The sequence below is a fragment of the Methylobacterium sp. CM6257 genome (assembly GCF_054611515.1).
The window spans coordinates 1,769,053-1,784,974 of sequence record NZ_CM137735.1 but is presented as its reverse complement, the minus strand read 5'-3'; the positions used below and the strand labels follow the sequence as shown (position 1 = coordinate 1,784,974).

At 63.5% G+C, this 15,922-nt stretch carries 13 protein-coding genes, 1 tRNA gene and 3 pseudogenes; 11 read left to right on the top strand and 6 right to left on the bottom strand.

All coding sequences use genetic code 11. The features are described 5' to 3' along the window. Window positions 1-420 precede the first annotated feature (420 nt). Both ACYCO6_RS08640 and ACYCO6_RS08635 read right to left on the bottom strand, forming a co-directional pair. A complete protein-coding gene (locus ACYCO6_RS08640; RefSeq protein ID WP_459771086.1) occupies window positions 421-657 on the bottom strand; it encodes a hypothetical protein in 237 nt (78 codons plus the stop codon). Between the two features lie 1,079 nt (window positions 658-1,736). After that, a complete protein-coding gene (locus tag ACYCO6_RS08635; RefSeq protein WP_459771084.1) occupies window positions 1,737-1,955 on the bottom strand; it encodes a hypothetical protein in 219 nt (72 codons plus the stop codon). 1,583 nt (window positions 1,956-3,538) lie between these two features. On the opposite strand from ACYCO6_RS08635, the gene ACYCO6_RS08630 reads away from it, so the two are divergent. Further along, window positions 3,539-3,784, top strand: coding sequence for a hypothetical protein (locus ACYCO6_RS08630; protein WP_459771082.1), 246 nt, complete (start codon window positions 3,539-3,541; stop codon window positions 3,782-3,784). Window positions 3,785-4,163: 379 nt separating this feature from the next. Here the strand turns inward: ACYCO6_RS08630 and ACYCO6_RS08625 are convergent, their stop codons facing one another. The 3 genes and pseudogenes from ACYCO6_RS08625 to ACYCO6_RS08615 form a co-directional block, all read right to left on the bottom strand. Next, entirely contained in the window at window positions 4,164-4,664 is a 501-nt protein-coding gene (locus ACYCO6_RS08625; RefSeq protein WP_459771080.1) for a transglutaminase-like domain-containing protein, read from the bottom strand. 43 nt (window positions 4,665-4,707) lie between these two features. After that, window positions 4,708-5,951, bottom strand: a protein-coding gene (locus ACYCO6_RS08620) for an IS3 family transposase (RefSeq protein ID WP_459761871.1) whose coding sequence is annotated in 2 segments (ribosomal slippage) — window positions 4,708-5,627 and window positions 5,627-5,951 — 1,245 coding nt in all. Because the reading frame shifts where the segments join, the coding sequence is not laid out codon by codon here. A gap of 43 nt (window positions 5,952-5,994) precedes the next feature. Next, window positions 5,995-6,162 (bottom strand): annotated as a pseudogene (locus ACYCO6_RS08615) (transglutaminase N-terminal domain-containing protein); the annotation flags it as partial. Window positions 6,163-6,364: 202 nt separating this feature from the next. Between ACYCO6_RS08615 and ACYCO6_RS08610 the strand changes: the two are divergent. The 7 genes and pseudogenes from ACYCO6_RS08610 to ACYCO6_RS08580 all read left to right on the top strand — a co-directional run bounded on the left by ACYCO6_RS08610 (window position 6,365) and on the right by ACYCO6_RS08580 (window position 13,168). Beyond that, the gene (locus ACYCO6_RS08610) at window positions 6,365-6,775 is read left to right on the top strand and encodes a response regulator (protein WP_459771077.1); all 411 of its coding nucleotides are present in this window, start codon (window positions 6,365-6,367) and stop codon (window positions 6,773-6,775) included. Between the two features lie 522 nt (window positions 6,776-7,297). After that, window positions 7,298-8,176 carry an STAS domain-containing protein gene (locus ACYCO6_RS08605; protein WP_459771075.1) on the top strand — a complete coding sequence of 293 codons (879 nt, stop codon included), beginning with the start codon at window positions 7,298-7,300 and terminating at the stop codon, window positions 8,174-8,176. A 4-nt stretch (window positions 8,177-8,180) separates the two neighbouring features. After that, window positions 8,181-8,582, top strand: a complete 402-nt coding sequence (locus ACYCO6_RS08600) for an STAS domain-containing protein (protein WP_459771073.1) — start codon at window positions 8,181-8,183, stop codon at window positions 8,580-8,582. Continuing rightward, a complete protein-coding gene (locus ACYCO6_RS08595) occupies window positions 8,563-8,967 on the top strand; it encodes an anti-sigma regulatory factor (protein ID WP_459771071.1) in 405 nt (134 codons plus the stop codon). Before ACYCO6_RS08600 ends, ACYCO6_RS08595 begins: the two co-directional genes overlap by 20 nt. A gap of 2 nt (window positions 8,968-8,969) precedes the next feature. Continuing rightward, on the top strand, window positions 8,970-9,965 hold the full coding sequence (locus ACYCO6_RS08590; protein ID WP_459771069.1) for an ATP-binding SpoIIE family protein phosphatase: 996 nt from the start codon (window positions 8,970-8,972) through the stop codon (window positions 9,963-9,965). Further along, window positions 9,962-11,899 (top strand): ATP-binding protein, encoded by a 1,938-nt coding sequence (locus ACYCO6_RS08585; protein WP_459771067.1) that lies wholly within the window; start codon window positions 9,962-9,964, stop codon window positions 11,897-11,899. Before ACYCO6_RS08590 ends, ACYCO6_RS08585 begins: the two co-directional genes overlap by 4 nt. Before the next feature lie 426 nt (window positions 11,900-12,325). Next, a pseudogene (locus ACYCO6_RS08580) lies at window positions 12,326-13,168 on the top strand (IS5 family transposase). Window positions 13,169-13,958: 790 nt separating this feature from the next. On the opposite strand, the pseudogene ACYCO6_RS08575 reads toward ACYCO6_RS08580, so the two are convergent. Next, window positions 13,959-14,639: pseudogene (locus tag ACYCO6_RS08575) on the bottom strand (protein-L-isoaspartate(D-aspartate) O-methyltransferase); the annotation flags it as partial. Between the two features lie 235 nt (window positions 14,640-14,874). Between ACYCO6_RS08575 and ACYCO6_RS08570 the strand changes: the two are divergent. The 3 genes from ACYCO6_RS08570 to ACYCO6_RS08560 all read left to right on the top strand — a co-directional run bounded on the left by ACYCO6_RS08570 (window position 14,875) and on the right by ACYCO6_RS08560 (window position 15,883). Next, on the top strand, window positions 14,875-15,150 hold the full coding sequence (locus ACYCO6_RS08570; protein ID WP_459771065.1) for a DUF6522 family protein: 276 nt from the start codon (window positions 14,875-14,877) through the stop codon (window positions 15,148-15,150). Window positions 15,151-15,174: 24 nt separating this feature from the next. Continuing rightward, window positions 15,175-15,399: a hypothetical protein gene (locus tag ACYCO6_RS08565; RefSeq protein WP_459771064.1), complete on the top strand. Its 225-nt coding sequence runs from the start codon at window positions 15,175-15,177 to the stop codon at window positions 15,397-15,399. A 363-nt stretch (window positions 15,400-15,762) separates the two neighbouring features. After that, a tRNA-OTHER gene (locus tag ACYCO6_RS08560) sits at window positions 15,763-15,883 on the top strand. Window positions 15,884-15,922: the final 39 nt, after the last annotated feature.

Genomic DNA, 15,922 nt, shown 5'->3' with positions numbered 1-15,922 from the left:
ATGGAAGCATTCTTCAGGGCGTTCCCCGGAGGCGCATTCCGCTCAGCCAGCGTTCCCAATTGCGCTTTGATGACGAGCGCGGCCGCCGAGGCGACGGCCACCCATGGCAAAATTGAAGCACACATAGTGCGAGGGCTCTCCGCTATGAATCTGCGTGCGCCGCCCTACATACGTCCGATGATTATCTTCAAGCCGAACCCGCACAAGCTGCGCGTTGTGCCATCCTTGACCGAGCCTGGGCGGTTCGCTTGGTCGATCACGCGAGATGACGTGGTGGTGCGCCAGTCGGCTCGGTCATTTGGCTCTCATGGCGCCTCTGAGGCGGATGGCGACACGGCATTCCGCGAGGTCACGGTGCAGTGGCAGAACGCTCGTTAGGGGCTGCCTACGCAATCAGGCAGCGCGCCCGGACCGATATAGTCATAGGGCTCGCGCGTGGCCAGGAAGCAGGTTGATCGCCTGTGCCGTAGCCTGGGAGAGGCGGACTTCGGTGAGCGTGACCTCTGCCGCTTCCTTGACGGCATCCTTCACGATTTGAACTCCGCTTTCAGGATCATCGGCGATGACCGCATAGGACAGCGTGAGCAGGCGCTCCGGCGCATTCTCGTCCGGAAGGCTGACCGTCACGATAAAGGCGGTCTGATTGGGCTCTATCATCGACAGAGCCTACACCCAGCGCCGGCTGGAACGAAGGCGTATCTGGACCGGTCCGGCTGACGTTAGTCCCATCGTGTCGGCGGCGAGGTGTACACGGTAACTGGCATAGACCTTTTCAGGCAGCCCGGCCGGTGCCGGGAAAGGTTTGTCGGCTCTCAGCAGTCGGACGCTGGTGTATGCTGAGGACCAAATAAGAGCTCGTTATTGAGCTATGGAAATTTAATAGGGCCACTCGTCGTGTTGACACTACGCGGGACAAGATTGAGGCTAGCCTGCCCTCGGATAATGCTCCTTGGGAGCCCATTGGATCAATTCAGATCAGTGCTGAGGACGGGCCGCGTGTCGGCGCATCATCGAAGGAAATACTCGACGATATGGCCAAGATTAGGTGCTCGATCTGGCCGCGCGACGATTAGAGATTCTGATCGAGCCTAGGCGCCGGCGCCTCCCGCGATCCCGCTTGGCGGCGGCCCGTTCCATTCTGGTAACCGATCGGCCGTACCGAGGCCATCATCTCAGAGCTCCCGAGCGCGGCCGCCTCCGAGCGCGCTGGGTTCGACGCAAAGCCGCCTGAATTTTCGTTTGATCGCCACACTATACCAATCGATTCTATTGTAATCTAGATCGTCAGGCCCTGAATTTCTGCAGCCCGGCCTCATTTTGAGAGATGCCTCCGCGCGATCGAGCGCCTTGGGCTGTTTGGCGGAGGGTAGTATGTCTCGTGCTTTGATCACCGGCAAAGCGCAGCCTGTTTCAGCGGAAGATTTTAACGCGCGCGTCAAGGCGCTTTTGATTGGCCGAACTGATGTAGAGAAGGGCGCAACATTCCAGAGGCAGCCCGGATTTGGCACCAATCGGCCATCACAGAAGTAGGCAGGAGCGCCACCACCGATCGCATGAGCGGGAACCCGTGAGCCTCAGGTTTGAGGCGAGCCCCGCACGTCGCTGATGATCGGCGGTGGCCTGCTTATGGGGCCGAGACATAGAAGATCCAGTTCGAGCCTTTACCTGGCGGAATCAGTAACATCTGGACAGAAGGTCCTGATCTGGTAGTTGGCGACGAAGGGTTGGCATCTAAGTCAGAACTCGATTCGGTCGGTGTCGATCGCCTTGCTCACGGCCCCACGCGCCTTCGCCCGCTCCACCATCCATTCGCCGAGCTGCATGGCTTGGTCTGGAGTGAGGTTGACGTAGCGATCCGGTTGAAGGCTGTTCGCCCGGATCGCGATGCCGATGTGCCAAGCGCTCGCGGTGAGCGCGTCGAGGCGCAGATCGTCGGTGTCCGCGTGCCTATGCATCACTCATCCTCGCGCCAGCGGCGGCTTGTCCTACGCCCTCCGAGCTTGCGCCCGTCCAAAGGCCTGTGCCAGCGCCGCGATCACCACGCCCAAGTCGCGACCTTACCACTGAGCGGCCGCTCACCCTTAGCAGGGCGTTGAGAAAGTCCAGACAGGTGGAATTTGGATCTGAATCTAGTATAGCCATATGTAAACCGCACCTGCCAGCGGTATGTCGCCTCGATCTTCTGAGGCGCTTTTCGACTTTTTCAACAACCTGTTAGGCTCATGGCGGGTAGCACCGCAAACCGGTACCTTCCTCGCGGGCTCGCTGCCCATCATTGAGTCCGGCGCATTCACGTTTCAGATCGGCACCGCTGAAGGCATCACGCTGCCTGCTTCGGGCATATCGGTCTTGGCCGCCGCGTCAGTCCGGAATTTCGCCAAATCGCCGTTTCGTCGATCCAGCCGCCCAGTTCAAGGCAGCGGCGCTGCCCGGTGCCGCTCGTGACGCCAGAGCGCGACCGCCACCCGACGGGCCTCGTAGGTCCGTCGCAGCGATGTCCCGAGGCCACCTTGGCCTTCCGGTGAGTAGCCGTAGCGTAATACTGCGTCCGTGCCGAAGTTTCGATGCATCTCGGCCCGCCAGAGGTCATCGGCTGCCGCGAGGGCAGACTCCGTAAGGGCGAGGCGGGCACGGTCCGGTGCAGGCGAGAGCTGAGCGTTCATCTCACTCAACGCACCGGCCACACCGAAGGTCCGCCGAAATCGAGTTGCGGTCGAGTACGGCGGCGAGTCGACAATGTAGACGGAGCGACACCGGAACCGAATTTACCTGGCGGCAGCCCTGTGCCCGTCGCCGCAAGTGAAGCGTGCGGTATCATGTCCTACATGCCTCTTATGGACGTCGCTGACCTTGAGCTCTGCGCCCTTCTCAGTCGCGCGTCTGGTCCGTCTCTGCCGGTGACCATCGCGTGGTGAAAGGGCCGTTCCATCATACCAATCGCCCTGCTCGGTCTTGTGTGCGTGCCAAGCGCGCTGATTCTGGCGTTTCGGCTGAAGCGACAATTGCAGATCTAATGTCAAATTTACAGCGCTCACCTGAACTATAACGACCGCGATGATGTGTGGTCTCCGGTAGATCGTATGGATCCGCTCGGAGGAACAAATATGCCGATGAAAATGCTGACACTGGCCGCCGTGGTCACGCTCGCACTCTCAGGTGCCCCGATGGCTCGGACCGCCGGATGCGGCAGCGCCGAAGGCAACATGAACAACCCGGGCTCCGTGGAGAGGAATGCTGAGAAGGGCATGAGCACCGGATCCAGCTCAATGAGCGCGGGCACTGGGCCCGGCACCACAGGCGGCCGGCCCGTAAGCACGCCTGGTGCGCCCGCCGGTAATCGGACCGGCAACAGCGCGCCTGGCAGCGGCGCAGCGCCGAGCGGCAAGTAATCACCCCCTGCCCCGCGGCTCCGAAGTCCCGGGGCCACCGCCGAGGACGTGGATTACGCTGACAACCATAGTGCCGCAGGGGTGGACCTATTGAGGGCAGAGCCTGTTGCTTAATCGGATCCGCATCTGTGGATCAGCGAGGTCTCCAGGTGGCTGAACGGCGTTCCAATCAAAACGGGCAGCACGGTGGTCCAGGATTGCCGATGGTTTATGGTGTAATCGGCAGCACTGGGCTTATGTTGGCAGCTCTGACTATGCTGATGGCGGCGCAGATGTTGAATTCGCACCTCGCGATCGGTCATGCGGTGGACGCTTCAGCACTTCCCGATAGCGCAATGGGCGCACGCAAGATCTCGTCTTCTTTGCAGCCTGCGGTGCGCAGCACCAATACTTAGGATAATGCCACGGCTGATGTGTTGTCTGATCCGATCCAGCTTCGGGTCGACAATGGTCCGTTCAGCGTCAGCGTCGAAGGGCTCGTCCATGCTGCCGAGATGCAGCGCGTGAGATCCGTTAGGTCGATCGCAGCTCTGATCTCCGCTTCCTAGCACGATCAGAGACGGCCTCGCTGTACAGGACGTGCGTAAATTTGAGGATCTTTACTCCCTGTCGATGTTGCGAATTTGTTTTGAGGTCTCCTTGATCGTACGAGCTGCAGAATTTGCCTTGTCTCCTCCTCTGACTCATTCGAGAGATGGGATAGGTAGAGTAGCGCATTGCTAGCGCAGCACCCTTGCCTCCCTTGCCCTATCAATGACTTAGCCGTGCTCGCGTTCAGATCTCCGCCCAGGCATGCGTAGCCCCCGCATCGGCGGAGCCGAGCAGCGTTCGCGACGACTCGCGAAGGTAGCCGGACACGATCCTGGCCCCGAAGCCGAGGCTGCGCACCGCCTCAACGAGGAGCGTCGCCAGGCCCCGGTATGATCCCATCCCGCGGGTTATGGTCTCGCTCGGCGACTGCGTGCCCTCGTCTGCCCTGACTTGGTAGGCGACGGTACCGCCGATCCCAGCGTTCAGGTCCTTGAGGAGCGACAGGGTGTCGGTCCGGCGGGACGCCACGAACCCCTGCGCCAAAGCCCGCAGGCTCTGCTCTTCCTTCGGAAATTGCGGGGCCGTCAGGCCGCCGAGGTCCGTCCACTCGTCGTCGGTGTACTGGAACGGGAACGCAATGGCGGAAGCGGCGATGGCAAAGATGGGATAAGCCTCTGCCGAGAGTTCGACCGGAGATACACTCTCCACGTCGAGGCGATCGGTCGGGGCCGCGAATGTGGCCATCGACACTGTACCGCCCGCGGATTGTGAGACACCGATCTGAAGCCTATGCGGCCAAGGCCGCGGGTGGAAGCTGCGCGGTGCGAATGGCGGCTGGTGGTCGGAACCCGTGCCGCTCGATCAGCCACGTCTTATTGTAGAGGTCGCGAAACGCCAGCAGCGCGCGGCGCAGGTCCTCGACCGTGTCGAAGTGCTTCACCCACAGCAGGTTCTCCTTGAGCGTGCGGATGAAGCGCTCGGCGCAGCCATTTCCTTCCGGCGCTCGCACGAAGGCGGGCGAACTTGCGATACCCAGGAACGCCAGCTCCGCCTGGAAATCGTCCGACATGTACTGGCTGCCGTGATCGTGCCGGACACTCAGGCCGGAGGCGATCTCGGCCGTAAAGCCGCCGAAGCGCTGCCGCACACCCTGGCGGATCGGCTCCAGCGCCTCAAAGCGCGTGGCCCGGCGCGCCGCATGGAGGCCCACGCATTCGGCCGAGCAGTGGTCGACGGCCACGAACACCGCGACCTGCCCCTCAGCCGTCCAGGTGGTGGTCAGATCAGTGCCCCACATCGTGTCCACCCTCTCCGGGACGATGGTGCCGTCGTGGTTGCGCGGGCCGCGCGGTGTGCCGACGCGAGAGGGGGCGAGCAGATCATGGGCGCGCATCAGGCGCAGCACGCGGCGTTTGGAGGTGCGCACGCCCTTGTGGCGCAGCCGCGCCCAGACCTTGCGGTGACCCTCGCCGTGAAAGGGGCTGTCCGTGAGGGTGGCGCGGATCTGCGTGAGTAGCGCCGCATCCGGCATCGGCCCGACCGGGCCGGGACGGCGCGACGGCTCGGGCCGGGCGGGTGAGAGGTGCCGGTGGACGGTGGCGCGCGACACGCGCCAGATCCGGCACACCCGGGCCAGTCCGTAAGCTTTGCCGCTGGCAGGCGAGACGGCCCGGCTCATAGCCGCGACCTCCTGCGGGCCAAAGGGCCGGGGCCGCGCGCCTCCAGGGCAGCGATCTTGGCCTCCAGCAACTCGCGCTCGATCAGCATCTCGCCGAGCTTGGCCTTCAGTCGCCCGCTCTCCAGCGCGTCCGCATCAAGGGACCGGGTGGAGAGACTGGCCTCGCCCGCCGTCAGGAAGGCGTCGCGCCAGCCCGACAAGGTCGCGGCCGTCACGCCTAAGCTGCGCGAGACGCTCTCCAGGTCCTCGCCGCGCAGCAGCCGCAGCACCGCATCCCGCTTGCGCTGCCGGGACATGCGCCCGCCGCGACCAGGACCGACTGCGCCTGCATCTGCCTTCGTATCCGAGCTCATCGTCCTCACCCCTGTCGCGGAGACCGTCCGCTAACGGGGTGTCTCAAGCAACCGGGAGGCGGAGGAACACGGCGTTGCCGACGGCATCCTGGGCCCGGGTGACGGTGGCGTCGGGCGACAGAGTGACGTGACTCAACAGCAGGCGCAGGTCGCGACTCTCCCGCGGCGTCATCATCAGCCGGTGTGGTCCGACACTGACCGGCTGGCGATGGCGGTACGTCGTCTAGTGGCGAATACGCAGGCCGATGAAGGAAGCGCCGTTCGATCCGTCACGGCCGCGTGGGGCACGCGCGTCATCCCGACGCAGCCTAGCATGTATCCGACTACGTTTTGGCTCCGAGGATCGGACCATCAGCCGGGACCACAAATCTGTCGGGAGGCAACCTTCCTCTCTCAATTGCGCTTTGAACTGTGTGACTCATAACCCCCAGGGCGATGCGCCCCACGCCCTCGTCGTCGATGACGACGCTCTGATCCTGATGGAAGCGACCGGTATCCTGGAGGATGCGGGGTTCCGGGTGCTGGAGGCGATAAACGTCGTCCAGGCTCTGAGGATATTAAATCAGCATCACGACGCGATTGAACTGCTCTTCACCGACGTGCACATGCCGGGGAACGCTGATGGCTTCGACTTGGCGAGGCAGACAACGGAGCGATGGCCGCACATCGGGGTCGTGGTCGCCTCCGGCCAAGCCGAGCCTGGGCCCGGGGACCTGCCGGACGGAGCGACGTTCATTGGCAAACCGTTCAGCGCGGAGATCGTTCGGCATCATGTTCGCAAAACACTGCCTGATGCTAGGCACCCGAAGCAGTTGAGGACTTAGGACGCTAATCCTGGCATTTAGTATCTGATGCGAAAGGCTTTTGCGACCGAAAGCAGCCCCTGGAACCGTCCGCCTACGGGTTGCCTGATCGAGTGGGTTGATCGCCTGAAGTTGGCCATTAGCCACTGGTCCGCACTGGAAAAAATGGGACGGGAAAGCACAGACGTTGCCTTTAAAGCAGCCGCCTTGTCTTAGGAAATTTCTTTTGTTCTGTGAAGCCGGCCTAAAAGTATGCTGGCAACTTCCTGTTGCCGTTGCTGCTGCAGCTTCGTGAGGAATTTCGGTAATTAGTCAGGCCACCACCTTTATGTACGTTATCTCAGGCTCCGACACTCGCTTTCACGGAGCGTGAAGCGACCGCAATGGCAACGCCGAGATCCCTATTGCCGAGGTCAATGAGTTAACAGCGGAAAGCCTAAGGCGAGAAATAACTTGCCGCGGTCACCTCCTTCGTAGCGATGCCGCCTATCGAGAGGCTGAGTATCGGGATAAAGGCTGCATCATAACGATGGGAAAAACCTGATGAGAATGGACGGCGCCGAGGTCCTAAACAGGACGCTCACGGAAGACGAGGCCGCCATCCTCGAAGCCTGGAACATATCTCTCCGGGAAGGTACCTCCCTGCAGAGCGGTCGTATCCGCGAGGCCGAGCTCCAGACCCAGGCCAAGGCCGTATTCGGCCAGCTTCGGGACGGACTTTCGTCCGGTGGGGTCGATGCGGACGTGGAAAGCTATGCCCCCCTGCGCGAGAACCTCGCCGACATCTCGCGCTCGCGGGCGATCCAGGGGTTCACGCCGACCGACACTGCCAACTTCGTCTTTTCGCTCAAAGAGCCGATCTTCGAGGCGCTGCGGCGCAAGTCGGCCGCGGACACCTCGGCACTGGCCGCAGGCGTATGGGCGGCGGGGAAGGTTCTCGACAGGCTCGGGCTGCTCACGATGGAGGTGTTCCTGGCCAGCCGCGAGGAAGTCATCGGGCGCCAGGGGCAGGAGATCGCCGAACTCTCCACGCCAGTGGTCCGGCTCTGGGACGGCATCCTGGCGCTGCCGCTCATCGGCACCCTCGACAGCGCCCGGACCGGCGTCGTCATGGAGAACCTGCTCCAGGCCATCGTCGAGGAGGAGGCCGAGATCGCCATCATCGACATCACCGGCGTACCGACCGTCGACACCCTGGTGGCCCAGCATCTCCTCAAAACCGTGGCGGCGGCCCGCCTGATGGGCGCCGACTGTATCGTCTCCGGCATCCGGCCGCAGATCGCGCAGACCATGGTCCATCTCGGCGTCGAGCTGAACGTCGTCTCGAAGGCGACGCTGGCTGACGCCTTCGCGCTCGCCCTGAGGCGGACCGGCCGCAAAGTGGTGCGCCAGCAGGCGACGGTTACCGAGGAGCGCGGTTGAGGCCATGGACCGCATCCCGATCCTCAAGCTCGGCGGCATGCTGATTGTCACCATCCAGGTCGACATGCACGACCGCCTCGCGCTGGCCCTGGAGGAGGACCTGACAGCCATGATCGCGCGCACCGGCGCGCGCGGCGTGCTGATCGAGATCTCCGCGCTAGAAATCGTCGACTCTTTCATCGGGCGCATGTTGGTGAGCATCGCCGCCGTCTCGCGCGTGCTCGACGCCGAAACGGTCCTGGCTGGTATGCGGCCCGCGGTCGCCATCACGTTGGTCGAGCTCGGCCTGGAGCTCACCGGCATCAGGACGGCCCTTAACGTCGAGCGCGGCATGGCCTTGTTGAAGGCGCGTTTGGCCGAGGACGGCGAGGGTTATGGGAGCGACCGTGACGGTCTCGAAGACTGAGACCATCCCCGTCCGGTCCGGTGACGACGTCGTCCGCGTGAGGCAGCGCGTGCGCGCACTCGCCATCGAAATCGGCCTCGGGCTCGTCGATCAGACGAAGATCATCACCGCCGCGAGCGAGCTCGCGCGCAACACCCTCGATTATGGCGGGGGCGGTGAGGTCCGCGCGGAGATCGTCCAGGCCGGGACGCGCAAGGGCCTGCGCCTGAGCTTCAAGGACCAGGGCCCCGGCATCGCCGACATCGAGCAGGCGATGACTGATCACTACACCTCCGGCAAAGGCCTCGGCCTCGGCCTGGGCGGGGCCAAGCGCCTCTCGAACGAGTTCCACATCGAGTCGACGCCCGGCGTCGGCACGCGCGTCATGATCGCCCGGTGGAAATGAACATGGACCGGGTTACCGTCACGGAAGCGAGCCAAGTGGCCGAGGCCCGACGGCGAGCGGTGGCCGTCGCTCAGTCCATCGGGTTCGACGAGACCGCGGCCGGCCGCATTGCCCTCGTGGTGACCGAGCTCGCCACCAACGTCGTAAAGTACGGCGTGCCGGGCGAGGTCTTGGTCGGCACCTACGAGGACGGGACCGGCTCGGGCGTCGAGATCCTCGCGCTCGACAAGGGCGAAGGATTCTCAAATCTCGGCTTGGCCTTGAGGGACGGACACTCAACTGGCGGCAGCGCCGGCGAGGGCCTTGGCGCGGTGCGCCGTCTGTCTGACGCCTTCGACATCGTTTCCCGCCCCGGGCTTGGCACGGCGGTGTTGGCGCGCTTGTCAATCAATAGGAAGTCCGTGTCGGACGCCGTGCCCTGGTTCGGGGCGGTGGCGGTGCCCCTGAAGGGTGAGATCGCCAACGGCGACGCCTACGCCGTACGCGAGCGAGCCGACGGCTGGACCGCCGTAGTGTCGGATGGTCTCGGCCACGGACCGGAGGCCGCCAAGGCTTCCGAGGAGGCGCTGAGGCTGTTTCGAAGACACCAGGACAAGCCGCCCGCCGCGATTCTGTCCGCCATCCATGCAGGCCTGTCGCACACACGAGGCGGTGCGATCTCCGTAGCGCGGTATGAGCGGGACCGGGACATCCTCGCGTTTGCGGGCATCGGCAACGTGTTGGGCGCGGTCGTCTCCGGCACCTTGACCAAGCGAACGGTCAGCCTCGCCGGGACCGCGGGGCACTCGGCTCGGCGTATCCAGGAGTTCGAGTACCCGATGCGCCCGGACGATCTATTCGTGCTGTGCTCGGACGGGATCACCACGGCTTGGTCGCTCGACGCCCACCCCGGCCTCACGGCCGCCCATCCGACGCTCGTGGCAGGGGTGATCTATCGCGACTTCGCCAGGGCCCGGGACGATGCCACCGTGCTCGTCGTGCGGGAGCGGGCGCGATGAGGTGGCCGCTCCTCACCAGTTCCATCCAGCACGAGGACGACATCGTAAAGGTGCGGCAGCGCGTGCGCCGGCTGGCCGAGCGCCTGGGCTTCGAGATCCAGGACCAGACCCGCATCGCCACGGCAGTGTCCGAGATCGCGCGCAACGCCTACGGCTACGCCGGTGGCGGTCGCATCGAGTACGGCCTCGATCAGCTCGATCCGGACAAAGGCGAGCAGTTCCTGGTCATCAGGGTGAGCGACAAGGGACCAGGCATCGCCGAACTCGACGCCATCCTTGAAGGTCGCTTCCGCTCGACGACGGGCCTCGGCATTGGAATCACCGGCTCACGGCGGCTGATGGACCGCTTCGAGGTCGACACGATGGCCGGCAACGGCACTGTCGTGACGTTCGGGAAGCGGCTCCCATCCGCGGCGGAAAATTTCACGGGACCGAGGCTCGCGACCCTGGCCGAGGATGTCGCCCGGGCCAGGATTGAGGAACCGCTGGTCGCCTTGCGTGAGCAGAACCGGGAGCTTCTGCGCAGCCTCGCCGCGCTTGCCGAGCGCGAGGAGGAAACCCAGCGCCTGAACCAGGAACTCTCCGAGACGAACCGGGGCGTCGTTGCGCTCCACGCCGAGTTGGAGGCGCAAGCCGTGCTCCTGCGCGAGGCGGGCGTTCTCCTGGAAAGCCAAGTGGCGGCCCGCACTGCCGAGCTTGCGGAGGCAAACGCCCGGCTCCTGGCCGAGGCGGTCGAGCGCGAGCGGATGGAGCAGGACCTGCGGCAATCGCAGAAGCTCGAAGCGGTCGGGCAATTGACCGGCGGCGTTGCGCACGACTTCAACAACCTGCTGACCATCATCCGCTCGTCCGTCGACTTCCTCCGCCGCCCAGATCTGCCGGAGGATCGGCGCAAGCGGTACATGGACGCCGTCTCCGACACGGTCGACCGCGCCGCCAAGCTTACTGGACAGCTCCTGGCCTTCGCACGTCGCCAATCCCTGAAGCCCGAGGTATTCGAGGTCGGCGAACGCTTGCGCGGCGTGGCCGAGATGCTCGACACCATCACCGGCGCGCGCATCCAAGTCAGGGTCGAGATGCCGGACAGACCCGCCCTGGTGCGCGCCGACCTCAACCAGTTCGAGACGGCCCTGGTGAACATCGCCGTAAACGCCCGCGATGCCATGGACGGCAGCGGGACGCTGACGATGCGGGTAGTGGCCGGGCAGGTCATGCCAATGATCCGGGGGCATGCCGGCTCGTGTGGGCCGTTTGTGGCGGTCTCGCTCGCCGACACCGGCTCAGGCATCTCCGTGGAGGTGCTGGCGCGCATCTTCGAGCCGTTCTTCACGACCAAGGACGTCGGGAGCGGTACGGGTCTCGGGCTCTCTCAGGTGTTTGGGTTTGCCAAACAGTCCGGCGGTAACGTCGGCGTGACAAGCGAGAGCGAAAAGGGGACAATTTTCACTCTCTACCTGCCCGAAGTCTCGTCCGAGGCCGCCGAAGCCCCTGTCTCCGATCCCGACGCCGATCTGTCCCCGGCTGGGCTCGGTCAGCGCATCCTGCTCGTGGAAGATAACCTGGAGGTCGGAGGCTTCTGCACGCAGATCTTGGAGGATCTCGGATACGCGCCCGAGTGGGTCGTCAACGCGGAAGAGGCGCTCGAACGTCTCGGAACGGACGGGGCGGGCTTCAGAGCCGTATTCTCCGACGTCGTCATGCCAGGTATGGGCGGCATCGAGCTCGCCAAGGCGTTGCGTATCCGCATCCCGACCCTGCCGGTGATCCTGGCCTCAGGCTACAGCCATGTCCTCGCCCGCGAGGACAGCCACGGCTTCGAGTTGCTCCACAAGCCCTACTCGGCCGCGCAGGTCGGCCGAGTCTTACGCCGCGTTATCGGCGCCTCGGTCCCAACCGATGATTCTCAGTCACAGGTGATGCCCCACCCGGAATGAGCCGTGGTCAACTTCCCTCCGATGGTCCCAAATAGCTTGCGCGCAATCACGCGGCATCCGAATTCGCGACGCCTCGGCGGTTGAGGAAGCAACGGCTTCTCGAATGTGCTGGAGTGGCACTGTAGGGCGGCAATGGGCGCGAAGACGTAGGTCTGCTTTTCGACCGCAAAGATTAAGCACCTTGTCTTTTCCTTCCCCCGGCTTGTGGTGCGTGGAACAGCAGCTAGCGCAGTGCCAGCGCAGCAACCTTGCATCCCCTGCCCTATCAATGACTTAGCCGTGCTCGCGCTCAAATTACAACCGCGTTATAGTCGGTCGCGAACTGGATCGTCGGCCGCCGCCTCAGCATTCCTAAGTGTCTGTCCGGCGACATATTGAACGACGTGAGGGGTTTGTAATTCAAGGCTGCCTGTTTGGAGGTTGCCGATGTGGACGAGCGAGAACCGAGCCCGCTACGATCGAAGCGAGCTTCGTTATCCGAGCGATCTGACGGATTACGAGTGGGCGCTGATCAAGCCCCTGATCCCTCCAGCCAAGCGCGGCGGCGGCAAGCGCAGCGTCGACATGCGGGCGGTGGTGAACGGCCTACTGTACGTGGCTCCGCACCGGCTGCCAATGGCGGGCGATCCCGAAGGATCTGGCGGCGCGCTCGACGGTGCACGATTACTTTGACCTCTGGGACTATGACGGCACGCTGGAGCGGATCCATCACACGCTCTACGTCGCCTGCCGGGAGCGGGCGGGTCGGGAGGCCAGCCCGACGGCGGCCATCATCGACAGCCAGAGCGTGAAGGGCGCGGAAAAGGGGGGCGCTCGATCGACCCGCCCGGCTACGATGCGGGCAAGACGATCAGGGGCAAGAAGCGCCACATCTTGGTCGACACCCAGGGCCTGCTGATGCACGCGCTCGTCCATCCCGCCGACATTCAGGATCGGGACGGCGGCGTGCTGGTGATGGCCACGCTGTTTGGCCTCTACCCGTTCCTGCTCAAGCTCTTCGCCGACGGCGGCTATCAGGGACCGGCCTTCCAAGATGGTCTGCGCAAGGTCTGCCGCACCCTCACGGTCGAGATCGTCAGGCGCTCCGATCAGGCTAAAGGCTTCGCCGTGTTGCCCAAGCGTTGGATCGTCGAGCGAACGATCGGCTGGCTCAACCACTGCCGCCGTCTCGCAAGGGATTGGGAATGCAAAAGCCGGAAAGGACGAGCGTTCGTCCTCTTGGCCTCCATCCGCCTCATGACCCGAAAGCTCTGTCAGAAAACATCATGATGCCGGACAGACTCTAAGACCGGGTCGCCCGCCGCTGCCCGTCGAGCACGGCTTTCGCCACGTAGGGTTATTGCCTCTTGAGGACGATCCACCAACGTTGACGGCGGACACTCCGGAGTGAGCCGCAGCAGCGATTACAGGGTTGAGCCCTTCCGTGCCTTTTCCAGTTGTATAAGCTCTCTTAGAAGCGTTTGCGCGAGTGCTGTATGTTGCGACTTTTCTACTGGCGCGATCTTCTTGCCGTAACTTGTGGTAACTGTCATGAGATTTCGGTCAACCTTGAAGGTGCCCGAGTAGGTTCTACCGTCTAGCTTGACGTGAATTGAATGACTCGACATGCGGAAGCCCTCCCGACTGCGTGGCGAACATCTCAGCAGTACATTTATCTGTGATATCTTTTTTCGTGACTCACATTATCATAGAAAAACGGAGGTGGCGCGCCTGGGAGGGCTCGATGTTTCGCCTCGAGAACGGAGCACACAGCGCTCGAGATTTGGCCAGCGAGGCGATTAGATTGAATGTAGTAGCCTCATCGAGCTCTACGGCAACGATGCGTTCAGAGTGGCTTGCGAGAGAGCCCAGCGAGCACGTGCAAGAGGAGATCGAGCAGAAAAACTGATATGGACGCAGGTGGCTCTCTAAGTACGCCATAGGGCCTTCGGTAACGCTTCAAAGTTGCTCGATCAGGCTGAACCGGCACAACGCGCGAAGGTGCGCAAGCCTCGTCTTGCGACGCGTTCTAAGCCATGAGGCCCTGTATATCGCCGCCAGCGCCAAAAGTCGCCGGGTTCTCCGGCCAGCCCTGCTCGCTGACCAGCGGCACGAACGATACGGGCTCGAGACTCTCCCTCACGTAATTGGTCTCGCCCCGGCGCGTGATCTTCAGAAGCGTCTGGCCCCCCGCGCTCTCGTCGACGGGGATGACCAGCCGGCCACCACAGACCAGTTGCGTCATGAGCGCGGGGGGCACCGCGGGACTGCCAGCCGACACCAGAATGGCATCAAAGGGGGCGGCCTCGGGCCAACCGCGCGTGCCGTCACCCACGCGCAAGGTGATGTTGCCGTAACCCAGCTTTCTCCAACGATCCCGTGCCGCTTCCGCGAGCGAGCGGTGGCGCTCAACGGCGTAAACCTGTTCGGCAATTCGGCTCAGAAGCGCGGCGGCGTAGCCTGATCCTGCCCCGACCTCGAGTACCCGCTCGCCCGGCTTGATCTCGGCGGCTTCGATCATCCGAGCGACGATGTAAGGCTGCGAGATGGTCTGATCCTCGCCGATGGGCAGCGGCCGGTCCTCGTAGGCGAACTCCTCGGATCCAGGCTCGACGAATGCCTCGCGCGGGACGCTCCGCATGGCTTTCAGCACGGCCTTATCCCGCACGCCGCGACGAGCGATCTGCACGTCGACCATGCGGGTCCGGGCACGGGAGTAATCCGGCGGGACGGCCGGTTGGGGCTGCGAGTGGTCCTGCATAATCATCAACGCGCATCATTGGTCGACGGCTGCGCAGAAGAGCGGTCGACAACGACCACGTGCGCGACGACCTGCGCAACATGCCCGCCCGGCTGATCGAGCCGCATGGCCGGTTGCGGACCTAGCGCGACATGCCGTTCAGCCATGCCGAAAACGCCTCGGTCGCGTGGCTTCTCTGCCTGTGCTAAAGTCAATCTCAGCCCGCCCTCCTGTCGAGCTGACGGAGGGTGCCTTGATGCGGTTCGATCGCAAGACGGGCGGCAATTGGAGGCTGGACCCAAGCGAGCTTGCAGCCAAGCTCGGCATCACACTTCGGCTGTTGCAAGATGAGACGAGCCTTGGCCTCGTTCGCACGCAGGTTGAGACGGGGCATGGCCGGAACGAAGGTCGGGTTCGCGTTACGGTTCAATGCCGTGAGGCCGCATGGCGGGGCATCTTCGACGCACAGGGGCGCCTGATCAACGAATGCCGTCTTTCGTCAGATCAACCGCCAGATGGCGTGATCTGGTAGGCCCAATTTCTGAGGAGCGTGCTCATGACGGTGGAAGTCAGCCGCACAAAGCTCGCCCAGACCGCTCTCGACGCTTACATCTCTGCCGAGGGTGCAGACCGGCGCCTAGACGATGGTGTACCCTCCTGCGCAATCGTTGATCTCATCACCGATCTGCTCCTGCTGGCGCATCAGCGAAGCCACGATCCACTCTCCATCGTTCGTAAGGCCGAGGGGCACCTGCTGGCCGAGGTTGCAGCGCGAGAGTGAACTCAGCCCGTACCTGCCTCCAGTCCAGTGGACCAACAAGGCATGCACTTTAAGCAGGGCACGCACGACGACAAGGTTGCCGATCCGGAGCCGCTATATCCTGTCGCTCTTAAACGACATGGAGCGGAGCGGACTTACCGATACGGAGGCCTTCGCTGCGCTCGACGCCTACCGACCTGGACCGATTGAGGCAGCTCCTGAGCGGGACAAGGTGCCGGCCGCACCGCAACCCTAGGACACCAGTCTCTATCTTCCCCCCGCGGCGACCTGTGCGGGCGCGGTCGCGAGAACCTCAACAAGGGCAGCGTCGAGCATAGCTAACTCCTTGCGCGTTGGAAGCGGGAGGAGGAGGAACGATCCAACGGCGAGGTAGCGCAGTGCTAGCGCAGCGCCCCGGCATTCCCTGCCCTATCAATGACTTAGCCGTGCTCGCGTTCAGATCATAATCCTTGTGTCGGGGGTTCAAATCCCTCCCTCGCTACCAAATTTATGCAACCCCGCTAAGCACTTAGCGGGGTTTTTG

What these genes read in the sequence shown, in the direction of transcription:
- ACYCO6_RS08640 (WP_459771086.1), bottom strand. Translation starts at nt 657, where the DNA reads ATGATAGAGCCCAATCAGACCGCCTTTATCGTGACGGTCAGCCTTCCG.
- ACYCO6_RS08635 (WP_459771084.1), bottom strand. Translation starts at nt 1,955, where the DNA reads ATGCATAGGCACGCGGACACCGACGATCTGCGCCTCGACGCGCTCACC.
- ACYCO6_RS08625 (WP_459771080.1), bottom strand. Translation starts at nt 4,664, where the DNA reads ATGGCCACATTCGCGGCCCCGACCGATCGCCTCGACGTGGAGAGTGTA.
- ACYCO6_RS08605 (WP_459771075.1), top strand. Translation starts at nt 7,298, where the DNA reads ATGAGAATGGACGGCGCCGAGGTCCTAAACAGGACGCTCACGGAAGAC.
- ACYCO6_RS08600 (WP_459771073.1), top strand. Translation starts at nt 8,181, where the DNA reads ATGGACCGCATCCCGATCCTCAAGCTCGGCGGCATGCTGATTGTCACC.
- ACYCO6_RS08590 (WP_459771069.1), top strand. Translation starts at nt 8,970, where the DNA reads ATGGACCGGGTTACCGTCACGGAAGCGAGCCAAGTGGCCGAGGCCCGA.
- ACYCO6_RS08585 (WP_459771067.1), top strand. Translation starts at nt 9,962, where the DNA reads ATGAGGTGGCCGCTCCTCACCAGTTCCATCCAGCACGAGGACGACATC.
- ACYCO6_RS08570 (WP_459771065.1), top strand. Translation starts at nt 14,875, where the DNA reads ATGCGGTTCGATCGCAAGACGGGCGGCAATTGGAGGCTGGACCCAAGC.
- ACYCO6_RS08565 (WP_459771064.1), top strand. Translation starts at nt 15,175, where the DNA reads ATGACGGTGGAAGTCAGCCGCACAAAGCTCGCCCAGACCGCTCTCGAC.